Origin of the sequence: Streptococcus sp. Marseille-Q0941 (assembly GCF_943736975.1) — a bacterium.
Taxonomy (GTDB): Bacteria; Bacillota; Bacilli; order Lactobacillales; family Streptococcaceae; genus Streptococcus.
The window spans coordinates 479,703-503,993 of the sequence record NZ_CALSFO010000003.1 but is presented as its reverse complement, the minus strand read 5'-3'; the positions used below and the strand labels follow the sequence as shown (position 1 = coordinate 503,993).

General features: G+C 36.8%; 24 protein-coding genes, 1 tRNA gene, 1 pseudogene and 1 riboswitch. Of the genes and pseudogenes, 20 read left to right on the top strand and 6 right to left on the bottom strand.

Annotated features, from left to right (window positions below; translation table 11 throughout):
- Window positions 1–11 precede the first annotated feature (11 nt).
- The 7 genes from NGI26_RS04405 to NGI26_RS04375 all read left to right on the top strand — a co-directional run bounded on the left by NGI26_RS04405 (window position 12) and on the right by NGI26_RS04375 (window position 4,774).
- On the top strand, window positions 12–341 hold the full coding sequence (locus tag NGI26_RS04405) for a metal-sulfur cluster assembly factor (protein ID WP_251936546.1): 330 nt from the start codon (window positions 12–14) through the stop codon (window positions 339–341).
- 112 nt (window positions 342–453) lie between these two features.
- Window positions 454–1,503, top strand: a complete 1,050-nt coding sequence (locus tag NGI26_RS04400) for a glycosyltransferase family 4 protein (protein WP_251936543.1) — start codon at window positions 454–456, stop codon at window positions 1,501–1,503.
- Between the two features lie 3 nt (window positions 1,504–1,506).
- A complete protein-coding gene (locus NGI26_RS04395; RefSeq protein ID WP_251936540.1) occupies window positions 1,507–2,823 on the top strand; it encodes a glycosyltransferase family 4 protein in 1,317 nt (438 codons plus the stop codon).
- A 26-nt stretch (window positions 2,824–2,849) separates the two neighbouring features.
- The gene (locus tag NGI26_RS04390) at window positions 2,850–3,041 is read left to right on the top strand and encodes a PspC domain-containing protein (protein ID WP_052689745.1); all 192 of its coding nucleotides are present in this window, start codon (window positions 2,850–2,852) and stop codon (window positions 3,039–3,041) included.
- A gap of 29 nt (window positions 3,042–3,070) precedes the next feature.
- Entirely contained in the window at window positions 3,071–3,205 is a 135-nt protein-coding gene (locus NGI26_RS04385; protein ID WP_045615867.1) for a DUF4044 domain-containing protein, read from the top strand.
- Window positions 3,206–3,292: 87 nt separating this feature from the next.
- A complete protein-coding gene (gene obgE / locus NGI26_RS04380) occupies window positions 3,293–4,603 on the top strand; it encodes a GTPase ObgE (protein ID WP_251936537.1) in 1,311 nt (436 codons plus the stop codon).
- 9 nt (window positions 4,604–4,612) lie between these two features.
- Window positions 4,613–4,774: a hypothetical protein gene (locus tag NGI26_RS04375; RefSeq protein WP_049495146.1), complete on the top strand. Its 162-nt coding sequence runs from the start codon at window positions 4,613–4,615 to the stop codon at window positions 4,772–4,774.
- A gap of 49 nt (window positions 4,775–4,823) precedes the next feature.
- Here the strand turns inward: NGI26_RS04375 and NGI26_RS04370 are convergent, their stop codons facing one another.
- Window positions 4,824–7,103: a Xaa-Pro dipeptidyl-peptidase gene (locus tag NGI26_RS04370; protein WP_251936534.1), complete on the bottom strand. Its 2,280-nt coding sequence runs from the start codon at window positions 7,101–7,103 to the stop codon at window positions 4,824–4,826.
- A gap of 170 nt (window positions 7,104–7,273) precedes the next feature.
- Between NGI26_RS04370 and mutY the strand changes: the two genes are divergently transcribed.
- The 5 genes from mutY to NGI26_RS04345 all read left to right on the top strand — a co-directional run bounded on the left by mutY (window position 7,274) and on the right by NGI26_RS04345 (window position 12,227).
- Window positions 7,274–8,434: an A/G-specific adenine glycosylase gene (gene mutY, locus NGI26_RS04365; protein ID WP_251936530.1), complete on the top strand. Its 1,161-nt coding sequence runs from the start codon at window positions 7,274–7,276 to the stop codon at window positions 8,432–8,434.
- A gap of 68 nt (window positions 8,435–8,502) precedes the next feature.
- A complete protein-coding gene (yycF, locus tag NGI26_RS04360) occupies window positions 8,503–9,207 on the top strand; it encodes a response regulator YycF (protein ID WP_251936526.1) in 705 nt (234 codons plus the stop codon).
- Complete coding sequence (gene vicK / locus NGI26_RS04355) at window positions 9,200–10,549, top strand: cell wall metabolism sensor histidine kinase VicK (RefSeq protein WP_251936523.1); 1,350 nt, start codon at window positions 9,200–9,202, stop codon at window positions 10,547–10,549. Before yycF ends, vicK begins: the two co-directional genes overlap by 8 nt.
- Before the next feature lies 1 nt (window position 10,550).
- Entirely contained in the window at window positions 10,551–11,360 is an 810-nt protein-coding gene (gene walJ / locus NGI26_RS04350) for an exodeoxyribonuclease WalJ (RefSeq protein WP_251936520.1), read from the top strand.
- 93 nt (window positions 11,361–11,453) lie between these two features.
- Window positions 11,454–12,227 (top strand): potassium channel family protein, encoded by a 774-nt coding sequence (locus tag NGI26_RS04345; RefSeq protein WP_251937204.1) that lies wholly within the window; start codon window positions 11,454–11,456, stop codon window positions 12,225–12,227.
- A gap of 35 nt (window positions 12,228–12,262) precedes the next feature.
- Here the strand turns inward: NGI26_RS04345 and NGI26_RS04340 are convergent, their stop codons facing one another.
- Both NGI26_RS04340 and NGI26_RS04335 read right to left on the bottom strand, forming a co-directional pair.
- The gene (locus NGI26_RS04340; protein WP_251936517.1) at window positions 12,263–12,610 is read right to left on the bottom strand and encodes a DUF6568 family protein; all 348 of its coding nucleotides are present in this window, start codon (window positions 12,608–12,610) and stop codon (window positions 12,263–12,265) included.
- 255 nt (window positions 12,611–12,865) lie between these two features.
- Entirely contained in the window at window positions 12,866–14,584 is a 1,719-nt protein-coding gene (locus tag NGI26_RS04335; protein WP_251936513.1) for a phospho-sugar mutase, read from the bottom strand.
- Between the two features lie 174 nt (window positions 14,585–14,758).
- Between NGI26_RS04335 and NGI26_RS04330 the strand changes: the two are divergent.
- Window positions 14,759–15,721 (top strand): annotated as a pseudogene (locus NGI26_RS04330) (DUF5105 domain-containing protein); the annotation flags it as partial.
- Window positions 15,722–15,800: 79 nt separating this feature from the next.
- A complete protein-coding gene (locus NGI26_RS04325; RefSeq protein WP_251936510.1) occupies window positions 15,801–17,702 on the top strand; it encodes an ABC-F family ATP-binding cassette domain-containing protein in 1,902 nt (633 codons plus the stop codon).
- Window positions 17,703–17,764: 62 nt separating this feature from the next.
- On the opposite strand, the gene NGI26_RS04320 is transcribed toward NGI26_RS04325, so the two are convergent.
- The 3 genes from NGI26_RS04320 to NGI26_RS04310 all read right to left on the bottom strand — a co-directional run bounded on the left by NGI26_RS04320 (window position 17,765) and on the right by NGI26_RS04310 (window position 18,829).
- Window positions 17,765–17,836 (bottom strand) — tRNA-Arg (locus NGI26_RS04320).
- 107 nt (window positions 17,837–17,943) lie between these two features.
- Window positions 17,944–18,324: a large conductance mechanosensitive channel protein MscL gene (mscL, locus tag NGI26_RS04315; RefSeq protein WP_251936507.1), complete on the bottom strand. Its 381-nt coding sequence runs from the start codon at window positions 18,322–18,324 to the stop codon at window positions 17,944–17,946.
- Between the two features lie 70 nt (window positions 18,325–18,394).
- The gene (locus tag NGI26_RS04310; RefSeq protein WP_251936503.1) at window positions 18,395–18,829 is read right to left on the bottom strand and encodes a GtrA family protein; all 435 of its coding nucleotides are present in this window, start codon (window positions 18,827–18,829) and stop codon (window positions 18,395–18,397) included.
- A 28-nt stretch (window positions 18,830–18,857) separates the two neighbouring features.
- Window positions 18,858–18,955: riboswitch (PreQ1 riboswitch) on the top strand.
- On the opposite strand from NGI26_RS04310, the gene NGI26_RS04305 reads away from it, so the two are divergent.
- The 6 genes from NGI26_RS04305 to NGI26_RS04280 all read left to right on the top strand — a co-directional run bounded on the left by NGI26_RS04305 (window position 18,953) and on the right by NGI26_RS04280 (window position 24,282).
- Window positions 18,953–19,462 (top strand): QueT transporter family protein, encoded by a 510-nt coding sequence (locus NGI26_RS04305; RefSeq protein ID WP_251936500.1) that lies wholly within the window; start codon window positions 18,953–18,955, stop codon window positions 19,460–19,462. (Overlaps the previous riboswitch by 3 nt.)
- Before the next feature lie 118 nt (window positions 19,463–19,580).
- A complete protein-coding gene (locus NGI26_RS04300; RefSeq protein ID WP_353505217.1) occupies window positions 19,581–20,081 on the top strand; it encodes a hypothetical protein in 501 nt (166 codons plus the stop codon).
- A 17-nt stretch (window positions 20,082–20,098) separates the two neighbouring features.
- A complete protein-coding gene (locus NGI26_RS04295; RefSeq protein WP_251936497.1) occupies window positions 20,099–20,896 on the top strand; it encodes a formate/nitrite transporter family protein in 798 nt (265 codons plus the stop codon).
- Between the two features lie 80 nt (window positions 20,897–20,976).
- Window positions 20,977–22,251, top strand: coding sequence for a DUF2130 domain-containing protein (locus tag NGI26_RS04290; RefSeq protein ID WP_251936494.1), 1,275 nt, complete (start codon window positions 20,977–20,979; stop codon window positions 22,249–22,251).
- On the top strand, window positions 22,248–23,492 hold the full coding sequence (locus NGI26_RS04285) for a glutamyl-tRNA amidotransferase (protein ID WP_251936491.1): 1,245 nt from the start codon (window positions 22,248–22,250) through the stop codon (window positions 23,490–23,492). The genes NGI26_RS04290 and NGI26_RS04285 overlap by 4 nt, the downstream gene beginning before the upstream one ends.
- Entirely contained in the window at window positions 23,485–24,282 is a 798-nt protein-coding gene (locus NGI26_RS04280; protein ID WP_502961303.1) for a hypothetical protein, read from the top strand. Before NGI26_RS04285 ends, NGI26_RS04280 begins: the two co-directional genes overlap by 8 nt.
- Window positions 24,283–24,291: the final 9 nt, after the last annotated feature.

Genomic DNA, 24,291 nt, shown 5'->3' with positions numbered 1-24,291 from the left:
GAGGATTGAACATGGCTTATACAGAAGAGCAAATTGAAACTATTAAAACGAAAATCTTATCTGCATTAGAAGAAGTAATAGACCCTGAGTTGGGTATTGATATCGTTAATCTTGGTTTGATTTATGAAATTCGTTTTGATGGAGAAACAGGTGAAACTGAAATCGATATGACCTTGACTACAATGGGTTGTCCTTTGGCAGATCTTTTAACTGATCAGATTTATGATGCTATGACAGATGTACCAGAGGTTACCAATACGGAAGTAAAATTAGTTTGGTATCCAGCGTGGACTGTTGAAAAAATGAGTCGCTATGCTCGCATTGCTTTAGGAATTAAGTAGATTTATATATAAAAAAGAGAAATAGTATAAGTGTTAGGAAAGTCCCTACATTTTATGCTATCTCTCTTTTAATTTGCTGATTTTCTTTCAAGAAAATGATATAATGGATAGTATGGAAAAAGAGAAATTACGCATCAACATGCTAAGTTCCAGTGAAAAGGTTGCGGGACAAGGTGTTTCTGGTGCCTACCGTGAACTTGTGCAACTTTTGAAACGAGATGCGAAAGACAAATTAATCGTAACTGAAAATCTTCCTGTTGAAGCTGATGTTACTCATTTTCATACAATTGATATTCCATATTATTTGTCAACATTCCAAAAGAAGCGTTCTGGTCGTAGAATTGGTTATGTCCACTTCTTGCCTGATACCTTAGAGGGCAGTTTGAAGATTCCATTTTTCTTAAAGGGAATTGTCAAACGCTATGTATTTTCTTTTTATGACCGTATGGAACATCTGGTTGTAGTCAATCCTACTTTCATCGAAGATTTGGTTGCAGCTGGTATTCCTCGTGAAAAGGTGACCTATATTCCTAACTTTGTTAACAAAGAAAAATGGCACCCACTTTCTGCAGAAAAAGTAAGTCAACTTCGTCAAGATATGGGGTTGGGTGAAAATCAATTTGTAGTAGTAGGAGCTGGGCAGGTTCAGAAACGTAAGGGAATTGATGATTTCATCACTCTTGCTGAGGAACTACCGGACATCACCTTTATTTGGGCTGGAGGCTTCTCTTTTGGTGGGATTACCGATGGTTATGAACGCTATAAAAAAATCATGGATAATCCTCCAGAAAATCTGATTTTCCCTGGGATTGTAGAGCCAGAACGGATGAGAGAACTCTATGCCTTGGCTGATTTATTCTTGCTTCCAAGCTATAATGAGCTCTTTCCGATGACTATTTTAGAAGCTGCAAGTTGTGAAGCTCCCATTATGCTTCGTGATTTGGATCTATACAAAGTCATTCTAGATGGAAATTATAGACCAACTGCTGATGTGGATGAGATGAAGTCTGCTATTTTGGAATATCGTGAGCATCCAGAAGCATTAAAAGAATTGAAAGAAAAGGCTAAGGCTATTTCAAGAGAATACTCAGAGGAGCATCTTCTTGAAATCTGGCTTAAATTTTATCGGGAGCAAGCGGCTTTAGGAAAAAAAATGAGGTAGTATATGCGAATTGGATTATTTACAGATACTTATTTCCCACAGGTGTCGGGTGTTGCAACTAGCATTCGAACCTTAAAAACAGAGCTTGAAAAGCAAGGTCATGCAGTCTTTATCTTTACAACAACTGATAAGGATGTCAATCGTTATGAAGACTGGCAGATTATCCGTATTCCAAGCGTCCCTTTCTTTGCCTTTAAAGACCGTCGTTTCGCTTACCGTGGATTTACCAAAGCTCTTGAGATTGCAAAACAATATCAGTTAGACATCATTCATACGCAGACAGAATTTTCTCTTGGTTTGTTGGGTATCTGGATTGCGCGAGAATTGAAAATTCCAGTTATTCATACTTATCATACCCAGTACGAAGATTATGTTCACTATATTGCCAAGGGGATGTTGATTCGTCCTAGTATGGTCAAATATCTTGTTCGAGGTTTTCTGCATGATGTTGATGGGGTTATCTGTCCGAGTGAAATCGTGCGTGACCTTTTATCTGATTATAAGGTAAAAGTTGAAAAGCGTGTCATTCCTACAGGTATTGAGCTTGCTAAGTTTGAACGACCTGAGATTGGACCAGAACATGTTAGTGACCTACGAGATAAACTAGGTATCAAGAATGACGAAAAGATGCTTCTGAGTCTTTCCCGTGTGTCTTACGAAAAGAATATTCAAGCAGTTCTTGCAGCCCTACCGGATGTTTTAAAAGAAGAGCAAAATGTTAAATTAGTCGTAGCTGGAGATGGTCCTTATCTGGAAAATCTCAAGGAGCAAGCGTCAGATTTACAAATTCAAGATTCTGTTATCTTTACAGGTATGATTCCTCCGAGTGAAACAGCGCTCTATTACAAGGCGGCAGACTTCTTTATTTCAGCTTCGACAAGTGAGACCCAGGGTTTGACTTATCTAGAAAGTTTAGCTAGTAAAACGCCTGTCATTGCCCATGGTAATCCCTATCTGGATAATCTAATCAACGATAAAATGTTTGGAACTCTTTATTACAAGGAAGGGGATTTAGCGGGAGCCATCCTAGAGGCAATGCTTGTAACTCCTTCAATGGATGAAAAACATTTAGCTGAAAAATTATATGAAATTTCAGCTGAGAATTTCGGTAAAAGAGTTCATGAATTCTATCTTGATGTCATTATTTCAAATAATTTTGCAAGAGAAATGACATCCGAAGAACCTGTTACAAATCGTATTTTAAAAACAGTCTTTTATATCCCTCAACGAGCAGTTACCGTGCCAGTTAAAGGTTCCAAGCGTATGTTAAAAGCTTCTAGAAAACAGTTAAGAAATTTAAGAAAATATCTAAACGATTAATCTAATCAAAGAAAGGAAATAAAAATATGAAAAAGAAATTTATGAGAAGTGGTAGAGATCAAAAAATCGGTGGTGTATGTGCTGGTTTAGCTAATTATTTTGATATTGACCCTACAATCGTACGTGTTATTTGGGGAGTTTTGGCTTTCTGTTATGGTGCAGGACTTATTGCTTACTTGATCTTGTGGGCAATCGCTCCTGTATCTGATGAGTATTAATATTAGAGTATTAGAGTAAAGGAGAAAACATGGCATTCGGTGATAATGGTAAACGTAAAAAAACGTTCTTTGAAAAACTAACAATGTTTGTCGTTTTAGTGATGTTATTTGTAACATTGGCAGGTATCTTTGCTACTGCCATTGGTGTATTTAGCAGATTCTAAAAAGCTAGTCATTCTTAGTTATTCTATTGATTAGCAATGAGTTAGGTGACTGGGATTTCCCAGCCCTTTTTAAAGTGAGAAAAGAATATGAGTATGTTTTTAGATACAGCCAAGATTAAAGTGAAGGCTGGTAATGGTGGCGATGGTATGGTTGCCTTTCGCCGAGAAAAATACGTCCCTAACGGCGGTCCTTGGGGCGGTGATGGAGGACGTGGAGGTAACGTTGTTTTCGTAGTAGACGAAGGCTTGCGTACTCTAATGGATTTCCGTTACAATCGTCATTTTAAAGCCCAATCAGGTGAAAAAGGAATGACAAAAGGAATGCATGGTAGAGGAGCAGAAGACTTGATTGTCCGTGTGCCTCAAGGAACAACCGTGCGTGACGCTGAGACTGGAAAAATCATTACAGATTTGATTGAGAATGGGCAAGAATTTATCGTAGCTCACGGTGGCCGTGGTGGTCGAGGAAACATTCGCTTTGCTACACCTAAAAATCCTGCTCCTGAGATTTCTGAAAACGGGGAACCTGGTCAGGAACGTGAATTGCAGCTAGAACTAAAAATCCTTGCTGACGTTGGTCTAGTTGGCTTCCCTTCTGTTGGAAAATCAACTTTACTTAGTGTCATCACATCTGCTAAACCAAAGATTGGTGCTTACCACTTTACAACAATCGTTCCCAATCTAGGAATGGTGCGTACTCAATCAGGGGATTCCTTTGCAGTCGCAGACCTTCCTGGATTGATTGAAGGTGCTAGTCAAGGTGTCGGCCTAGGAACTCAGTTCTTGCGTCATATCGAGCGTACTCGCGTTATCTTGCACATTATCGATATGTCAGCTAGTGAAGGACGTGATCCTTACGAAGATTATCTAGCTATCAATAAGGAACTTGAATCTTATAATCTTCGTCTGATGGAACGTCCACAGATTATTGTTGCTAATAAGATGGATATGCCAGAGAGTCAAGAAAATCTCGAAGAATTTAAGAAAAAGATAGCTGCTAATTATGATGAGTTTGAAGATTTACCGCCCATTTTTCCAATTTCAGGTTTGACTAAGCAAGGTCTTGCACCTTTACTAGATGCAACAGCTGAACTTCTTGATAAGACTCCAGAATTCCTTCTTTATGACGAGTCAGAGATGGAAGAAGAAGCGTATTATGGCTTCGATGAGGAAGAAAAACCATTTGAGATTGGTCGTGATGACGATGCTACATGGGTTCTTTCAGGTGAAAAACTCATGAAACTCTTTAACATGACTAACTTTGACCGTGATGAGTCTGTTATGAAATTTGCTCGTCAGTTGCGTGGTATGGGAGTTGATGAAGCTCTTCGTGCTCGTGGTGCCAAAGATGGAGATCTAGTTCGTATCGGTAAATTTGAGTTTGAATTTGTAGACTAGGAGATAGCTATGGGTGATAAACCAATATCTTTCCGAGATGCTGATGGAAATTTTGTTTCTGCTGCAGACGTCTGGAATGAAAAGAAATTAGAAGAACTTTTTAATCGCCTCAATCCAAATAGAGCTTTGAGACTTGCGAGAATGAAGAAACAAGCCGAAGAAAAAAAATAAGAATAAAAGAACCCGTGATCTGTTTATCACGGGTTTTCTGATTCACTAATTACTGTTGATAGGGGATTTCAAGACTAGATTGCGCAAGGTCTACAGTTAATCGATAGTCTGTATTGTCACGGACAGTAATTTCAAAGTCAGTAGTGTATAGAACGAGACGGAGAGTATCGCCTTCTTTTAGTTTGTAAATTGTTGGTTGCAATTCAAATTGGAATTCCATCCATTCATCGGGTTTAACTTCTTCAATTTTCAATAAATCGTGTCGATTTTGAAGATTGAGATATCCTTTGGTAATCACACGCTGTGCATTTTGGCTAAATGGTAGCTCGCAAAGGTTTTCCAGCATATGGTAACGACCATTATCAATAGCACGAGCAGACAAGACTGCAGGATAAGGTTGTAGATATTTCTTTTGACCAAGTTCGAGAAGTTGGGCAGATAACAAGCCTTTATTAGTGCTTGATTTGAGACGAAGGTTTAGTTTAACACGCCCATTGAGATGAAGATCTTCAGTCACTGGAAGATCAATAGTAACTTGGTTGACCTTACCTTGATAGAGTTCATTGTTAAAGGTTTGGTAGGTTTTTCCAAAACGCTCGAAGTCTGAGTCCTGATAATGGTTTTGAATGACATTTTCCTCAGTACCTAATGTGAAAGTTTTATGATCATCTTGATTTCCAAAATCATCAAGAGACATCCAAGTTTGTGGATTAGTATTATCTTGCCAAACGACTCTTGGAAGTTGGTGGTCAGTCTCTTGACCCAATAATTTTTGTGTCAAAAGGGCGTTCATAGACTCACGGAAGTCGATAGACTGCCAGTTGTTCATATACACATGGGCACCATTATGATAAAAGAGGTGCTTTTTAATGTGGCTAGGCAGAGCATTGAACATTTGATAGACATGAAGTGGTTTCACATTCCAGTCTTGCGAACCGTGGGTAAAGACAACCTCGGTTTTGACCTTATGGGCATTGAGCAGGTAGTTTCTGTCATGCCAGAATTGATTGTAATCCCCAGTCTTACGATCTAGATTTTTCTTAAGTTCTTCTATGGATGCTTTATGAGCCTCGTTTCCACGAATAAAGTCACCAGCTAGGAGATTGCGAGAATAAGTTAATTCATCTAATGAATCGAAGTCCTCACCTGGATAACCACCAGGACTCGTCACAAGACCATTTTCACGATAGTAATTGTACCAAGAAGAAATACCTGCTTCAGCAATGATGACCTCTAAACCATCAACTCCTGTAGTAGCAAGACCATTAGACATTGTTCCTAGGTAAGAAAGACCAGTAGTTGCGACTTTACCATTTGACCAGTCAGCTTTTACTTGACGCTTACGACTATGGTCTGTGAATGCACGACAACGACCATTAAGCCAATCAATGACATTTTTATAAGCTTCAACTTGTCGATAGTCTCCATTGGTCATTAGGCCTTGAGAATCTTTGGTACCAATACCAGATACATAGATATTGGCAAAACCTCTTGGAAGGAAGTAATCATTAAGTGTGTAGCTGCTATTGATATGAGTGAGCTTTTCTTCAGCTTCTGGAACTAGCTCAGCTTCGCCAACCGGTTCAACTAAGTCTAATGTCGGTTGCTCTAATGAAATTTCATGTGGTTCCTTGACTGCTAGCTCAGCTTCCATCTTGTAAAGAGCCTTATCGCTTGCTTTATCATTGGTTCCTTGGTGGTATGGACTGGCTGTCATGACAGCTGGAATCTTTCCATTGTATGCTGGACGAATGATGTTTACCTTGATGATATCAGGTAGGCCATCCTTGTCAGAATCAACACGACTCTCTACATAAACGACCTCACGAATGACATTGGTAGTATTGAAGGTTGCCAAAGTCTTGCCATTGAAGTAGTGATAGTTATTGTCCTCAGGAATAAGACCATCACTAACTAACTGATCGATAAGAGTGTTACCTTTTTTAGTGCGTGTATTTAGAAGTTGGTAGAGATTGTCGATTAAATCTCCGTAAACGATTGGGAAAGCTGTTTCTTTATGAAAAGCAAGACCATCTTCAAAGTCAACTAAGTAACTGAATCCAAGCAATTGAAAGGCAACAGTATAGAAGACTTCTGCTGTCAATTCACGGTCTGAATTGAAGAAAGTGAGTAAATCTGTTTCTTTATCAACTGCTAAAGTAGTGAGGGGATAATCCGTATTTTTGTAATTAAAAAAACAAGTTCTAACAAATGCTTCAAACTGTTCTTTTGCTGAAGTTGATTGATCAAACTTGAAGTCCAGTTCAGATAATTCTTGCAGGGCTTCTTGGTTTGTAACGGGAAAATAACTAAATTGATTAAAACGCATGGATATCTCCTTTAAAGATTCATTTAAAAGTCATTATATCAAAAAAAGGTAGAAAATAACAGAAAGAGTAGAGATATGACTTATAGTCAGGTATGATAAGAGAGCCGATACCAAAACAAGGACAATTTTCATTTTTTGAGTATCCTAGAAGGATATGCTATACTAGATATATGTTAGATTTGGAAAAATACGGTGTGAACATGTGGGAAGAGGAGAAAATTCTCTCTTTCCGTCAAAAACTGTTAGCCTGGTATGATGAAAATAAACGAGATTTACCTTGGAGAAGAAGCAAAAATCCATACCATATCTGGGTTTCTGAAATCATGTTGCAGCAGACTAGAGTTGATACAGTTATTCCCTATTATGAACGTTTTTTAGAAAGATTTCCAACTGTAGAGAGTTTAGCAACTGCACCTGAAGAGGACTTATTAAAGGCGTGGGAAGGTCTTGGATATTATTCGCGTGTTCGTAATATGCAAGCAGCAGCTCAGCAGATTATGAACGAATTTAATGGAGAGTTTCCTACAACTTACGAAGGTATTTCAAGCTTGAAAGGGATAGGTCCCTATACAGCCGGAGCTATTTCAAGTATAGCCTTTAATCTAGCACAGCCTGCAGTTGATGGGAATGTCATGCGTGTTTTGGCTCGTTTATTTGAGGTCAATCACGACATTGGTAAACCAAGTAATCGAAAGATATTTCAAGCCATGATGGAAATTTTGATTGATCCAGAACGTCCAGGTGATTTTAACCAGGCTTTGATGGATTTAGGTTCAGATATTGAAGCACCGGTCAATCCTAGACCTCAAGATAGTCCAATTAAGGATTATAGTGCTGCCTATCAAAATGGAACAATGGAACGCTATCCCATTAAAGCGCCAAAGAAAAAACCCGTTCCCATTTATCTAAATGCCTTAGTTGTTCAAAATGCTAAAGGACAGTTTTTACTAGAAAAGAATGAAAGTGAAAAGTTACTCGCTGGATTTTGGCATTTTCCCTTGATTGAGGTAGATGAATTTTCAAAAGACGAAGAAGAGTTAAATCTCTTTAATCAGGTTTCTGAAGCATCACTGCAATTCGGTCCATCACCTCAAGACAGTTTTGAGCAGGATTATGATTTAGAGGTTGACTGGCAGGATACTCATTTTGAAGAAGTGAAACATGTCTTTAGCCATCGAAAGTGGCATGTACGAATCCTATCCGGGCAAGTAGTTGATAGCAAAGAATATTGTGATAAAGAGGTAGTTTGGTTAACTCCTGAAGAGTTTGACCTCTATCCACTAGCAAAACCTCAACAAAAAATTTGGCAAGAGTATTCAAAAAAATGCTGACAACACTAGTCTTTCGTGTCTTCTTTGTATTTTTTTGGTATAATTGATACAAGGAAAAAGGTGACTATATGAAAAAAATATTGATTGTAGATGATGAAAAACCAATCTCAGATATTATTAAGTTTAATATGACCAAGGAAGGCTATGAAGTTGTGACAGCCTTTAATGGACGTGAAGCGATTGAATTGTTTGAAGCTGAAAAACCAGATATTATTATTTTGGACTTGATGCTTCCAGAGATTGATGGTCTGGAAGTTGCTAAAACGATTCGTAAGACAAGTAGTGTTCCGATTATCATGCTTTCAGCCAAAGATAGTGAGTTTGATAAGGTTATCGGTCTTGAACTTGGTGCGGACGATTATGTGACAAAACCATTTTCAAACCGTGAGCTACAAGCGCGTGTGAAGGCTCTTCTTCGTCGTACTGAGTTAATAGCAGTGGATAACCAAGAAGAAGATACAAAACTACAAAGTCTTAAAATTGGAGATTTAGAGATTCTGCCAGACGCTTATGTAGCGAAAAAATACGGAGAAGAATTAGACTTAACTCATAGAGAGTTTGAGTTGTTGCATCACTTAGCTTCTCATCTTGGTCAAGTTATTACCCGTGAACATCTCCTTGAGACTGTTTGGGGTTATGATTATTTTGGTGATGTTCGTACTGTCGACGTTACCATTAGACGTCTACGTGAGAAGATTGAAGACACACCAAGTAGACCTGAATATATCTTAACTCGTCGTGGTGTGGGTTATTATATGAGAAATAATGATTGATATAATTAAACAAACAATTCTGACAAGAGATTTTGTCTTTGTGCTAATCTTAATTGGTTTTATCATGCTTGTCAGCTTTCTCTTACTTGAAGGCCGTAGAGATAATATCCGACTCAAACAGTTAAACCAAAAGATTAAAGATTTAATTGCTGGTGATTATTCTCAGGTATTGGATATGCAAGGAAATTCTGAAATAACCAATATTACCAATAATCTTAACGATTTATCAGAAGTCATTCGTTTAACTCAGGAGAATCTTGAGCAAGAGAGTAAGAGACTGCATAGTATCTTGTCTTATATGACAGATGGAGTCTTAGCAACCAATCGTCGTGGTCAAATCACTATGATTAACGATATGGCTAAAAGACAACTTGGGGTTGAAAGCGATGATGCGCTCAATCAGAACATTTTAGAGTTGCTCAAGATTGAAGATGAGTATGAACTCAGAGATTTGATCACTCAAAGTCCTGAATTGATGATTTATTCCCAAAATGTAAATGGGGAGTACGTCAGCTTGCGTGTGCGTTTTGCCTTGATTCGTAGAGAATCTGGCTTTATCTCTGGTTTGGTAGCAGTCCTACATGATACGACTGAACAAGAGAAAGAAGAACGCGAGAGAAGACTATTTGTTTCAAACGTTAGTCATGAATTGCGAACTCCTTTGACCAGTGTAAAATCTTACCTGGAGGCCTTGGATGAGGGAGCATTATATGATCCTGTTGCTCCTGATTTTATCAAAGTATCTCTAAACGAGACCAACCGCATGATGCGAATGGTAACGGATCTCTTGCATCTTTCGCGTATTGATAATGCAACCAGTCATTTAGATGTTGAGTTGATTAACTTTACAGCATTTATCACATTTATCCTTAATCGTTTCGACAAGATGCGAGCGCAGGATGAAGAAAAAAAATACGAGTTGGTTCGAGATTATCCGATTACATCAGTATGGATTGAGATTGATACAGATAAGATGACTCAGGTAATCGATAACATTCTAAATAATGCTATCAAATATTCTCCAGATGGTGGTAAAATTACGGTTAGTATGAAAACCACTGATGACCAGATGATTTTATCTATTTCGGATCAAGGACTTGGGATTCCTAAAGAAGATTTGCCGAAGATTTTTGACCGTTTTTATAGAGTTGATAAGGCTAGAAGCCGTGCACAAGGTGGTACTGGTTTAGGTCTTGCAATTGCAAAAGAAATCATCAAACAGCACAATGGATTTATCTGGTCCAAGAGTGAATACGGTAAGGGATCTACCTTTACCATTGTTCTTCCTTATGATAATGATGCTGTAAAAGAAGAAGTATGGGAGGATGAAGTAGAAGACTAGAATGAGTGAAACAGGCTTTAAATATAGTATTTTAGCATCGGGTTCTAGTGGAAATTCCTTTTATCTAGAAACCCCCAAGAAAAAAATTTTAGTAGATGCGGGCTTATCTGGTAAAAAAATTACAAGTTTACTGGGTGAAATCAATCGAAAACCGGAAGATATAGATGCTATCTTGATTACGCATGAACATGCTGACCATATTCACGGTGTTGGGGTTTTAGCTCGTAAGTATGGCATGGATCTTTACGCCAATGAAAAGACTTGGCAAGCCATGGAAAATAGTAAATATCTAGGCAATGTTGACTCTTCTCAAAAACATATCTTTGAAATGGGGAAAACCAAAACTTTTGGAGATATTGATATTGAGAGTTTTGGTGTGAGTCATGATGCAGCCGCTCCGCAATTCTACCGTTTTATGAAGGATGACAAGAGCTTTGTTATGCTGACGGATACAGGTTATGTTAGTGACCGTATGGCAGGAATTGTCGAGAATGCGGATGGATATCTCATCGAGTCCAACCACGACGTGGAAATCTTACGAGCAGGATCTTACGCTTGGCGACTCAAACAACGGATTCTATCTGACCTTGGCCACCTCTCTAACGAAGACGGAGCTGAGGCCATGATTCGTGCAATGGGAAATCGAACTAAGAAAATCTACCTTGGGCATTTGTCCAAAGAAAACAATATCAAGGAGCTGGCTCACATGACCATGGTCAATCAGTTAGCTCAAGCAGACCTAGGAGTAGGAGTGGATTTTCAAGTTTACGATACATCTCCTGATACTGCAACAACCTTAACGGATATATAAAAAGGAACACCAAGAGGTGTTCTTTTTACTAAAAATTAAATTTTTAATTTATGTTATAATAAATTCATAAGAATTATAATGGAGAAATATAAATTGAAAAAGACTTGGACATTTGCAGATTACTATGACACCACCATATTATTATTGGCATTGATTTCTGTGGTGCTGGTTATTTTTGGATTTATGGATGTTATAGATTTGGATAATCCTCCATACAATATTATTGATTTAATGATTTGGATAGTTTTTATAGTGGATTATCTATGGCGGTTCTTTACTAGTAAAGATAAATTTCGTTTCATTATTGATAATGTTTTTGATTTATTAGCAATTCTTCCATTAAATGCTATTTTTACAGTTTTCCGTTTGGGACGTATTTTTCGTTTAGCAAAATTGACAAAATTAGTTAAACTTACAAGGTTATTAAGAATAATTGGTTTAAGTGGAAAATTAGAAAGAAAAGCTAGTAAATTATTGCGAACGAATGGCTTGCTTTATATCTTATATGTCAATGTATTTATTGTATTTGTTGGAAGCTCAATCTTATCAGTTGTAGAGGAGAAGTCTTTTTCAGATAGTCTTTGGTGGGCTGTTGTTACAGTAACAACTGTTGGATATGGTGATATAGTCCCAAGTTCGATATTTGGGAAATGGTTAGCAATAATCTTAATGCTAGTGGGTATAGGAACGATAGGGATGCTGACAAGCGCCTTAACTAATTTTTTTGTTAAAGAAAATTCAAATGAAGAATGCAAATTGGACGAAATACAAAATGAATTGGTTATGCAAAGACATTTAGTCGAGAAGCAGGCTGAAAGGATTGAAGAATTACATAAAATGGTCCAAGAATTGCTCAACAAGTATTAATTTAGAAAACAAAAAACCACTCAATCGAGTGGTTTTTATAATCCTGCAAATTCTTTGATTTCTTGAGCTGACATTGAAGAGTCACAACGGACCTTAATCTCACCATTTTCAACATGAACAAAACCTGGTACAGTTGGGATTTCGTAACGTGATCGGAAGGCTTGCAAAGCATCAAGTTGACTTGGTTCTTCACTATTAATGAAATAGATGTGAGCTTTAGTTTCGGCTACAACACTGGCCAACGTACCAGCAAATTTTCGGCAGTAAGGACAAGTCTTGCGACCGATAAAGAATGTTGCAGTTTCCTTTTTATCAAGAGCCTCTTGAGCACAAGCAACAGTTGTCACTTCAAGATCTTTAATATTTTCTAAAAATTGTTCCATGAGTTTACCTCTTTTTCATTGATAAATCTAGTATGCCATAAAGTCTTTAAAAATGCTTGGATTTGATACGAAAAAGGAAGTGGGACAGAACGAATTTTGACTAAAAATCGTTCGTTGTCCCACCCCCGCAAGGCTGATTAGATCATCTTTGGAGCTTAAAAGGCGAACAAAGATGCCAATCAGCTACTGCGTCTTGCTGTTATAACTATCATAAATAAGAGGCTGGATGCTTTATGCCCAGCCTCTTTATGTTTCTTAGCTTACAAAAGCATTGATTTCAGCTTCGATGTTAGCAATCTTAGCTTGTGAATCTTCGTTACTTTCACCTACAACGGCAATGTAGAACTTGATTTTTGGTTCTGTACCTGAAGGGCGAACTGCAATCCATGAACCGTCAGCAAGTGTGTATTTCAAAACATCACTTGGAGGAGTTGTCAAGTTTGTAACAGTACCGTCAGCAGTAGTAGATGTTTGTGCTTTAAAGTCTTCAGTGATTGAAACTGCTGTTGCATTCCATTCTTTTGGAGCACTGTTACGGAATTTAGCCATAATAGTCTTAATTTGCTCAGCTCCGTCTACACCAGAAAGAGTTACAGAGATTGTCTTTTCAGCGTAGTAACCGTACTCTTTGTAGATTTCCTCAATACCGTCAGCAAGAGTCAAACCACGAGAGCGGTAGTAGGCTGCAAGCTCAGCAACAACAAGGACGGCTTGGATGGCATCTTTATCACGCACGAATGGTTTGATCAAGTATCCGAAGCTTTCTTCAAATCCCATCATGTAAGTGTGATTGTGTTTTTCTTCGAATTCTTGGATTTTTTCAGCGATAAATTTGAAACCAGTCAAGACGTTAAACATGATTGCGCCATAGCTTTCAGCAATCTTAGTTACCAAGTCAGTTGATACGATCGATTTGCAGAGGGCTGCATTTTCAGGAAGTGTTCCAGCATTTTTGTGAGCTTCCAAGATGTACTTAGCCATAATAGCACCGATTTGGTTACCTGAAAGGTTAAGGTAGCTACCATCTTTTTGAAGGACTTCAACACCGACACGGTCAGCGTCAGGGTCAGTTGCAACAAGAACATCAGCTCCTACTTGGCGACCAAGTTCTTCAGCAAGTGCAAAGGCTGCTTGGCTTTCTGGGTTTGGAGATTTAACAGTAGAGAAGTCTGAATCTGGAGTTGCTTGAGCTTCGACAACTTGAACAGAATCAAATCCTGCTTGAGCAAGGGCACGACGAGCCAACATTTCCCCAGTACCGTGAAGTGGAGTGTAGACAATCTTCATGTCTTTACCAAATTCTTCAATCAAAGTAGGGTTGATGTTTACATCTTTTACTTCTTTAAGGTATTCAGCATCAATGGCTTCACCAATGACTTCAATTAAACCAGAAGCTTTTTCAGCTTCTACATCAGCGACTTCCACAGCAAATGGATTTTCGATAGCTCGAATGTAAGTTGTTAAAGCATCTGCATCGTGTGGAGGCATTTGGCCACCATCTTCACCATAAACCTTATAACCATTGAATGGAGCAGGGTTGTGGCTGGCAGTAATCATGATACCTGCAAAGCAGTTGAGGTGACGAACGGCGAATGAAAGTTCAGGAGTTGGACGGAGACTTTCAAAAACATAAGATTTAATACCGTGTTTAGCAAGAACCGCTGCAGATTCAAAGGCAAATTCTGGAGAGAAGTGACGGCTATCATAAGCGATGGCTACACCACGTTCCTTTTCATTTCCACCTTTTGACTCAATCAACCGAGCCAAACCTTCAGTTGCTTGACGAACAACATAGATGTTAATGCGGTTTGTACCAGCACCAATCAATCCACGCATACCAGCAGTACCAAATTCAAGGTTTGTGTAAAAGGCATCTTCCTTTGTTTTTTCATCCATATTTTCCAAATCTTTGCGAAGATAGTCTGGAAGTTCTGCGAAATCAAACCATTTTTGGTAATTTTCTTGGTAAGACATATGAAATCTCCTTTATATATAATCTAATCGCCTTCATTATACCATGATTTAAAGTTTTAGTAAAACGATAGCGTGGCTCAGTTATATGAATTTAAGATTCATTTAAATTAAAGAACAAGTAAAATTTTATTATATTTAAAAATTTGCAATATTTTTAAAGTGATTTCCTATCATGATATTGCACTTTACAACGAAAAAGACGAAAAAGTTGAACCAATTCAAATTTATGAGTCAGACAGTAAAACTAAATTCATGTCATATGGAGATAGCCTGTCTAAAGGTAAGAGCGTAGCTGGTTACGTAGTTTATGAAGTTGATAAAGATGCTAAATATGAACTTCACTTTGCACCAAGCTTTTACGATGATGTAAAAGAAAATAAAAAGGGTAAAAATGACGTAGCTATCAAGGTTGACCCAAGTTAATACGAAGATAGTATTGATGAAGCTAAAGAAGCTATGAAAAAATATGTAGATGCTGTTTACCTAGATGGAGAAAACACTGGTGGTACATCAAACGTAAGCTTTACTAATGATAATACCAAAATCGTTGCACTTGAAGATAAAAAGTCAGACGATAAAAAATCTGATGACAAAAAATCTGATGATAAAAAATCTTCTAACGATTCTGATTTGATCACAAATGACGTGAAGAAAGACAGAGAAGAATTTATTAAGAAATTTATCGAGTCATTTGGTAAAGGATTCTACAATTACAAACCATCTGATTCTGAACTTCGTACATTTGCAGAAGCATATATCAAAGCAAATGCTAAAAGAGCAAAAGTTGATTACAAAGTAAAAACTTATTTGCCAGACTATGCAGTTGTCTATGTAAGACCAGAAACAATCGACTTGGATAACTTGAATGTTCATGAATTGAGCCGTAAATTCTATGACGAAAACAAAGGAAAATACAGTAACTACTCAGAAGCTATGAAGGCTGGTGAGAAATACATTCTAGAAAATGCACCAAGTCAATTTGATTCAACACCACTTGATACTAGTGACAATATGCAAAAAGAAGGTTACGAAATCAAGATGACTAAGAAAGACGGTAAATGGACGATCGACACATCTTCTAAGAACTATAACTTAAAAGATATGGCACGTACATTCCGTGGTGGTATTGGTTACTAACATTTAAAAGTTCGAGTTTAAATCTCGAACTTTTTTTATTAGAATTGTTAAAAATGGAAAAAGATAGTAAAATAGTTACATGATTATTTTACAAGCTAATAAAATTGAACGGTCTTTTGCTGGAGAAATTTTATTTGATAATATCAATCTCCAAGTAGATGAAAGGGATCGTATTGCTCTAGTTGGAAAAAATGGAGCAGGAAAGTCTACATTATTGAAAATATTGGTGGGAGAAGAAGAGCCAACTTCTGGTGAGATTAATAAGAAAAAAGACATTTCCCTTTCTTACTTAGCACAGGATAGTCGATTTGAATCAGAAAATACTATCTATGACGAGATGCTTCACGTCTTTGACGACCTACATACTACTGAAAGACAACTTCGCCAAATGGAGCTAGAGATGGGGGAAAAGACTGGTGCAGAACTAGATAAGCTCATGTCTGACTATGATCACCTATCTGAAAATTTTCGTCAGGCTGGAGGATTTACCTATGAAGCTGATATCCGTGCTATTTTAAATGGTTTCAAGTTTGACGAATCTATGTGGCAGATGAAGATAGCCGAGCTCTCTGGTGGTCAAAATACACGTTTAGCTCTTGCGAAAATGTTACTTGAGAAACCAAATCTCTTGGTTTTGGACGAGCCGACCAACCACTTGGATATCGAGACTATTGCCTGGTTAGAAAACTATCTAGTTAATTATAGCGGTGCTCTCATTATCGTCAGCCACGACCGTTATTTCCTAGACAAGGTAGCAACCATAACGCTGGACTTAACCAAACATTCTTTAGATAGATATGTTGGCAATTACTCCAGTTTTGTGGAGCAAAAGGAACAGAAGCTAGCAACTGAAGCTAAGAATTATGAAAAGCAGCAGAAGGAAATCGCTGCTTTAGAAGACTTTGTTAATCGAAACCTTGTTCGAGCATCGACAACCAAACGTGCTCAATCTCGACGCAAGCAACTGGAGAAAATGGAGCGATTGGATAAACCTGAAGCTGGGAAAAAATCAGCTAATATGACCTTCTGCTCTAATAAAGTCTCTGGAAATATCGTTCTGACAGTTGAAAATACTGCTATAGGTTATGATGGTGAAATACTATCTGAACCGATCAACCTTGACCTTCGTAAGATGAATGCTGTTGCAATAGTTGGTCCTAATGGTATCGGGAAGACAACCTTTATCAAGTCAATTGTGGGTCAGATCCCATTTATCAAGGGTGAGAAGCGCTTGGGTGCCAATGTTGAGGTTGGCTACTATGATCAGACTCAGAGTAAACTGACACCTAGCAATACAGTACTTGATGAACTCTGGAATGATTTCAAATTAACACCTGAGGTTGAAATCCGTAATCGCCTAGGAGCCTTCCTTTTCTCAGGTGACGATGTTAAGAAATCAGTTGGCATGCTGTCAGGTGGAGAGAAAGCTCGTTTGCTTCTGGCTAAACTTTCCATGGAAAATAATAACTTCCTGATTCTCGATGAGCCGACCAACCACTTAGATATCGATAGCAAGGAAGTATTGGAAAATGCTTTGATTGACTTTGATGGAACTCTTCTCTTTGTCAGTCACGACCGTTATTTCATCAACCGTGTAGCCACTCATGTGCTGGAATTATCTGAGAATGGATCAACCCTTTATCTAGGTGATTATGACTATTATGTTGATAAAAAAGCAGAGCTAGTAGCTAGCCAAGCAGAAGAAGCGTCAGCTATTAACCAAGAAAAAGAAGTTTCTCCAGTTAATGACTACCAAGCTCAAAAAGAGAGTCAAAAAGAACTGCGTAAATTAATGAGACAAATCGAGAGTCTTGAGGCAGAAATCGAAGAACTGGAAACTCAAGCCCAAGCTATCTCTGAACAAATGCACACTACCAATGATGCTGATGAACTCATGCAATTACAAGCAGAACTAGATAAGATCAGTCAGCGTCAGGAAGAAGCTATGCTAGAGTGGGAAGAATTATCGGAGCAGGTGTAGATATAAATAAAAAAAGCAGTGATACTACACTGCTTTTTAATTATTAATTTTTCTATCTATAATCCACCCTGAGGGAATCGAACCCCCATTTCAAGAACCGGAATCTTACGTGATATCCATTACACTAAGGGTGGAAACTCTCATCATTATATCAAAAATAGGAGTTTTACTCAAGACAAATATAAGTCAAAATGAAAGAAGTAAAAAAGGATTCAGACGATATCTAAATCCTTTTAAATGTTTATTTTTTTTCAAGAAGTGCTTTGATTTCTTGAAGAACTTCCAATTCAGTTGGACCAGCTGGAGCTTCTTCAGCAACTTCTTCTTTCTTAGTAAGGCTTTGAGCTTTTTCGATTCCTTTAACCATGAAGAAGAGAACAGTACCAATAACGATGAAGTTAATAATAGCGCTCAAGAAGCTTCCGTAAGCAACACCATTCCATGAAAGTTCAGCGATACGATCAACGTTCGCAGCTTTCAAAGCTGGGTTCAATAGAAGTGGAGTGATGATATCGTTAACGAATGAAGTTACGATAGCACCAAATGCAGTGGCGATGATCACACCGACAGCAAGATCTACGACATTACCGCGGAGCAAAAATGCTTTAAGATCTTTTAACATTTTCTTTTTCCTTTCGAAATTTTTCAGACTAGATTATATCGTAAATTTATATTAAATGCAAGAAAAGTGCTTATTTTTTTTTAAATACAAAAAGCTTACTAAAAACGTAGTTGAGAACAACCATCGTAACCTGCGCAATAAATATTTCAACTGTATTAATTGTATTAATATCATTTCCAACAAAGTAACCAATGATTTGGGGGAAGCTTGTTACAAAAATAAAAGTTAGTAGAAGATCTAATAAAAATGTTATTAGTCTTGCAGAGGTAAACTTAATTAATCGATTAAACCAATTTTTTCTTTGTTGCTTAAATACAAAAGTGTCATTTGTAAAAAAGGCAAATAGAATTCCAGCAATATTCCCCAAGGCAGTCGCAACTAACTCTTGTTGTGTTAAATAAAAGATGGCGATGCGGACAAATATTGATACTACGGTAGTTGCTACTCCAAAAAATAAATAGGACAAAATTTCATTATCGAAAAATTTTTTAATGTATCTTTTCATAAGAATAGTATAGCACAAAGCTGATAAATGTGCTATACTAATAAAGTTGACTTGCTCAACCCTTGGTGCTTAGCTTCTTTCACCAAGCATATTACACGCGGGATAGCCGCTAAAGGAGAAAACATGAAAAAACTAACTGTCCGTGATTTGGCAGACATTGCCATTGTCGCTGCTATCTATGTGGTTTTGACAATCACACCACCACTTAATGCTATTAGTTATGGTGCCTATCAGTTCCGTATCTCTGAAATGATGAATTTCCTAGCTTTTTACAATCCTAAGTATATTATCGGTGTTACGTTTGGATGTATGATTGCTAATTTCTTCAGTTTCGGACTTATTGATGTCGCTGTTGGTGGTGGCTCAACACTCGTCTTCCTAAGTTTAGGAGTTTTGTTGTTTAGCAAATACAGCAAAGACTATCTTTTTAATGGATTGATTCGTAAAGATCATTTCTTCTTTTCGATTCTATTTTCAATTTCAATGATAACAATTGCTGCTGAATTGCATATCGTAGCAGAGGCACCATTCTTCTTTACATGGTTCACTACTGGTATCGGGGAATTCGCTTCACTAATTGTCGGAGCAATTATCATTGGTAAAATTGGTCAACGTATTGATTTGACAAGATAGGATGATTCATTTTTAATTAAAAGAATAGAGCTGAACCTTGTTCAGCTTTTTTCTTTTCTTCAAAGTCTAAAGAAGTCATAAAAGTGATATAATAAAGAAAAAAAGAAGGATTATATAAATGTTCGATTATTTTTGGAATGGTTTTAAAAAGATCTTGGAATCCTCTGCTTTCAACTTTAGTATTTACTTTTTAGGTTTTGTCCTTTTATTAATTTTATGGCGTCGATTTAGTATTTCTAAGAAAAGTGGTGGAGATTTTCGGGCCCCATTTCATATCTCAAAAGGATATTTTTTTATTCATAATGCATTTGTTTTTAAAAATCGAACGATCCCCTTGAGCGAGATTAAAAGTATAGACATCAAATTTCTTCCTAGTGTTAAACTAAATGGAGCAAGATATTTTTTATGTCTGGAACTAAAAAGTGGGAAATCACTAGCCTTTTTCTTTGGCAAGTCCAAACAAAATGATTTACTTGTCAAGAATCTAAAAAACAAACACAAAAATACAATATCAGGATTCATTTTTCATAATAGCCTATCTTATTTTTCAAAAATAATGGAATTGCTTTTGGAAAGCCTTTCCATTATATCGATTTTATGTTATAATATTCACAAATAAAAGTTTTAGGAGTTTATATGGTTTCATCAGAATTTATTTCAAAAATTGAATTTGCTTGTAAGAAAAAAGAAAGTCTTTATAGTCAAAGTAAATTCAAATATGCGATTCGTTCAATGTTTGCGGGTGCTTTCTTAACGTTTAGTACAGCAGCTGGTGCAGTTGGAGCTGACTTGATTAATAAGATTGCACCAGGTAGTGGACGCTTCCTTTTCCCCTTTGTTTTTGCTTGGGGATTAGCCTATATCGTCTTCCTGAATGCTGAGTTAGTTACATCAAACATGATGTTCTTGACAGCTGGTAGCTTTTTGAAAAAAATTAGCTGGAGAAAAACAGCTGAAATTCTTCTATATTGTACTTTCTTTAACTTAATCGGAGCGCTTATCGCTGGTTGGGGATTCGCTCATTCAGCGGCTTACGCTAATCTAACACATGATAGCTTTATTTCTGGAGTCGTGGAGATGAAGCTAGGTCGTTCCAACGAACTAGTATTACTTGAAGGTATTCTAGCTAATATCTTTGTAAACATCGCCATTCTTTCTTTCGTTTTAGTGAAAGATGGTGGAGCTAAGCTTTGGTTGGTTCTATCAGCCATTTATATGTTTGTATTCTTAACAAATGAGCACATCGCCGCAAACTTTGCTTCCTTTGCTATTGTTAAGTTTAGTGTTGCCGCTGATTCTATTGCAAACTTCGGTATTGGAAATATTCTTCGTCACTGGGGTGTTACCTTTATTGGTAACTTCATCGGTGGTGGTCTTCTGATTGGATTGCCTTACGCCTTTTTAAACAGGAACGAAGATACATACGTAGATTAAAAGTTGGATTGATTCCAACTTTTTCTTTTTGTTTATCCATGCTATAATGAATGTAGTAATGTTAAATACAGAGGAAAATCATGAACGAAATTAAATGTCCAAATTGTAGGGAAGTTTTTACAGTAAATGAAAGTCAATATGCAGAGTTGATTTCTCAAGTTCGAACTGTAGAGTTTGACAAGGAATTGCATGAGAGATTGGAGCAAGAGTTAACATTAGTGGAGCAAAAAGTCTTAAATGAACAACAGACTAAACTTGCTCAAAAAGACCAAGAAATAGTCCAGCTTCAAAGTCAAATTAACAACTTTGACACCGAAAAAGAATTAGCTAAGAAAGAAGTTGAGCAAAGTGCGAGTCAAAGCATACTAGAGAAAGAAAAAGAAGTCCAAGCACTTGAAAATCAACTAGCTACCTTGCGCTTGGAGCATGAGAATCAACTGCAAAAAACACTGTCTGATTTAGAAAAAGAACGCGACCAGATTAAAAACCAGCTCCTTTTACAAGAAAAAGAAAACGAGCTTTCTCTGACTTCAGTTAAGCAAAACTATGAAGCTCAGCTTAAGGCTGCCAATGAACAGGTCGAGTTCTACAAGAATTTCAAAGCCCAACAATCAACCAAGGCTATTGGGGAAAGTCTGGAGCAGTATGCGGAGAGTGAGTTTAACAAGGTTCGTAGTTTTGCCTTTCCAAATGCTTACTTTGAAAAGGACAATAAAGTCTCAGCTCGTGGCTCTAAAGGTGACTTTATTTTCCGTGATTTTGATGAAAATGGCCTAGAATTCATTTCCATCATGTTTGAGATGAAAAATGAAGCTGATGGTACGGAGAAGAAGCATAAGAATGCCGATTTCTACAAGGAATTGGACAAGGATCGTCGTGAGAAAAACTGTGAGTATGCAGTTTTGGTATCTATGCTTGAAGCAGATAACGACTACTTCAACACTGGGATTGTCGATGTCAGCCACGAGTATGAGAAGATGTATGTCGTTCGTCCTCAGTTCTTCATCCAGTTGATTGGTCTTTTACGCAATGCGGCTCTTAACTCTCTTAAATACAAGCAAGAATTAGCACTTATCCGAGAACAAAATATTGATATTACTCATTTTGAAGAAGACTTGGAAGCTTTCAAGGTAGCCTTTGCCAAGAACTACAATTCAGCATCTGTCAACTTCGGTAAGGCTATTGACGAAATCGACAAAGCCATCAAGCGGATGGAAGAAGTCAAGAAATTCCTCACCACATCCGAAAACCAACTCCGCCTTGCAAACAATAAGTTGGATGATGTTTCAGTCAAAAAACTGACACGTAAAAATCCAACCATGAAGGCTAAGTTTGATGCCTTGAAGGGAGAGTGAACTTGACTATCAAAAAAACTCTAAAATTTACGGATGTATATATTGCCTATTTACCATTAGTTGTGTTTCTTCTTAATCTCCTATATGGTCTTTTAAATATTGAAGGTGTAAGTGACACAGACTCAAGATATAGTTTATTATTTGGTATTTTTGGCCTTGTTCCAACAATCTTAGGCTACGGAATTAGCTTTTTGGCCAATCTTATTGTAGGTATAACTTATGTGATAAAGGCAAAAAATCGAACGAAGTGTTTGATTGCATTCCTATTGATTGGCAATGTTTTTTTTGCAATATTTCTCATGTTTTTACTAAGATTTAAAATGATCGTTTCCTTTGACTTTATAAAAGATCTGGATCTTTGGAGTTTCATTTTTTCTTTATTTTTATTTCCGTATTTAGATTGGATTTATCAAAAGGATGACTATAATCAAAAAGTGAGTAGAATTCTACTCATTATACTTTTAGCGGGAATTTTTTCTCCATTTCTAGGTAGTGAAATTCAAACTTACTTGAGAAATAATGCCAAAGTACAACAATTACAAGAGTTTTATCATTCTAGGGGCTTGAACTACGAATTAACACTTAAGTCTACATACTATGATAGTAATATTTCCGATGTTGGTGTCTTTGATGTTTTCGATAAGGGAGTTTCCATAAGAGTGGGTGCTAAGTACACGCGTCAAAAATTGAAATATGTTACTTTCATTGATCAAGATTACGGCCTAAAGGAATTTATAAAAAATGCTATTTCAAGTGATGAGGCTCAAATAGTTCTAAAAGATTTTATATCAGTAGTAGAAGATGCTATAAAAAAGAAAGGCTATGATTTATCTGTATTTGATGCTGAAGATCAGCCATTAGCTAGCCCAGGTTTTCAAATATCACGTTCATTTAGAATCACTTCTTTTATTAAAGAAAAAGCAGTTCAAAATCAAAACTCATCTAGTCCAGAAAAACAAGCATTTGGAGGATATGCAGCAATTTCTCTTAAAGACTATATGAAAGAGGGAGCCCTTCGTTTATGTTTAACACTTAGTGAAAGTGACAAATTGAAGTTAGAAGACATTGATTTTTCTGGACTTTCTGATGGACACTACATGATTAATAATGACTATTTTATAGTTATTAATGGAACGTATAAAATAGTTGAAGATGAAGGTGATTTTGAAAATTTTTTACTGAGAGAATCTAGTAAACCATTTTATTTGGAGGATTTTTATAAAATTGAAAAGCTTGATTAAATTATTAGCAAATAAAGATGAAACATTTGTTTATAATATTTGTATCAGATTATCTACATATTTAGTAGTCGTTGCAGTTTATATGGCCATTTTGAGTTTGTTTTTATTGTATAAACAAAATATTATTGCAGTACGTTATCTGTTATTTTTGTCGGTATTGTTTATAGTTATTGGCATCTTTTTAAGTTTATTGACATGGAAAGTTCTTCTATATTGTAAGGAGACTTTGATTGATTTTAAGAAATATCAATCTTTCTTTGAATACAGTGTTAGTCATTCCAATAAGTTTAATAAGAAATTTAATGAAGTAAGTTTTGAATTAATCACAGGAGAATTATCTTACCTCAGAGGAGATTTTTTATTATCACTTAGTCAATATTCAAATCTCAATCTTTCTAATATTTCTAAAAAAAATAGAAAAATATTTGAATTTAAGAAATTATATTATGAATTTCTATCTTCTATCCATCTTAAAGATGCGCAAAATATAGCTTTCTTTGAGGAACAATTGTCCAAGGCACCAGATTCGAAAGGTGGTAAGGCTAAGTTCGTTGCACAAGCCCAAGCCATAAAAGATATTGTGTTCAATAAAGAAGTGAATGACTACTTCGACACTGCTGAACCAGAAAATAAATTAGCTCGAATCAAGTTTTCTTATTACGGTGCTCTCAATGCCCAATTAAAAGGAGATGAAGCTCGTACTCGCAGTTTGTTTGAAAGCATCGCCCATGAAAATCCAGAACTCTTTTATGTTCAGGAAGCGCAGAAATATTTAGGAGTAGAGGAATAAGAGGGTAAC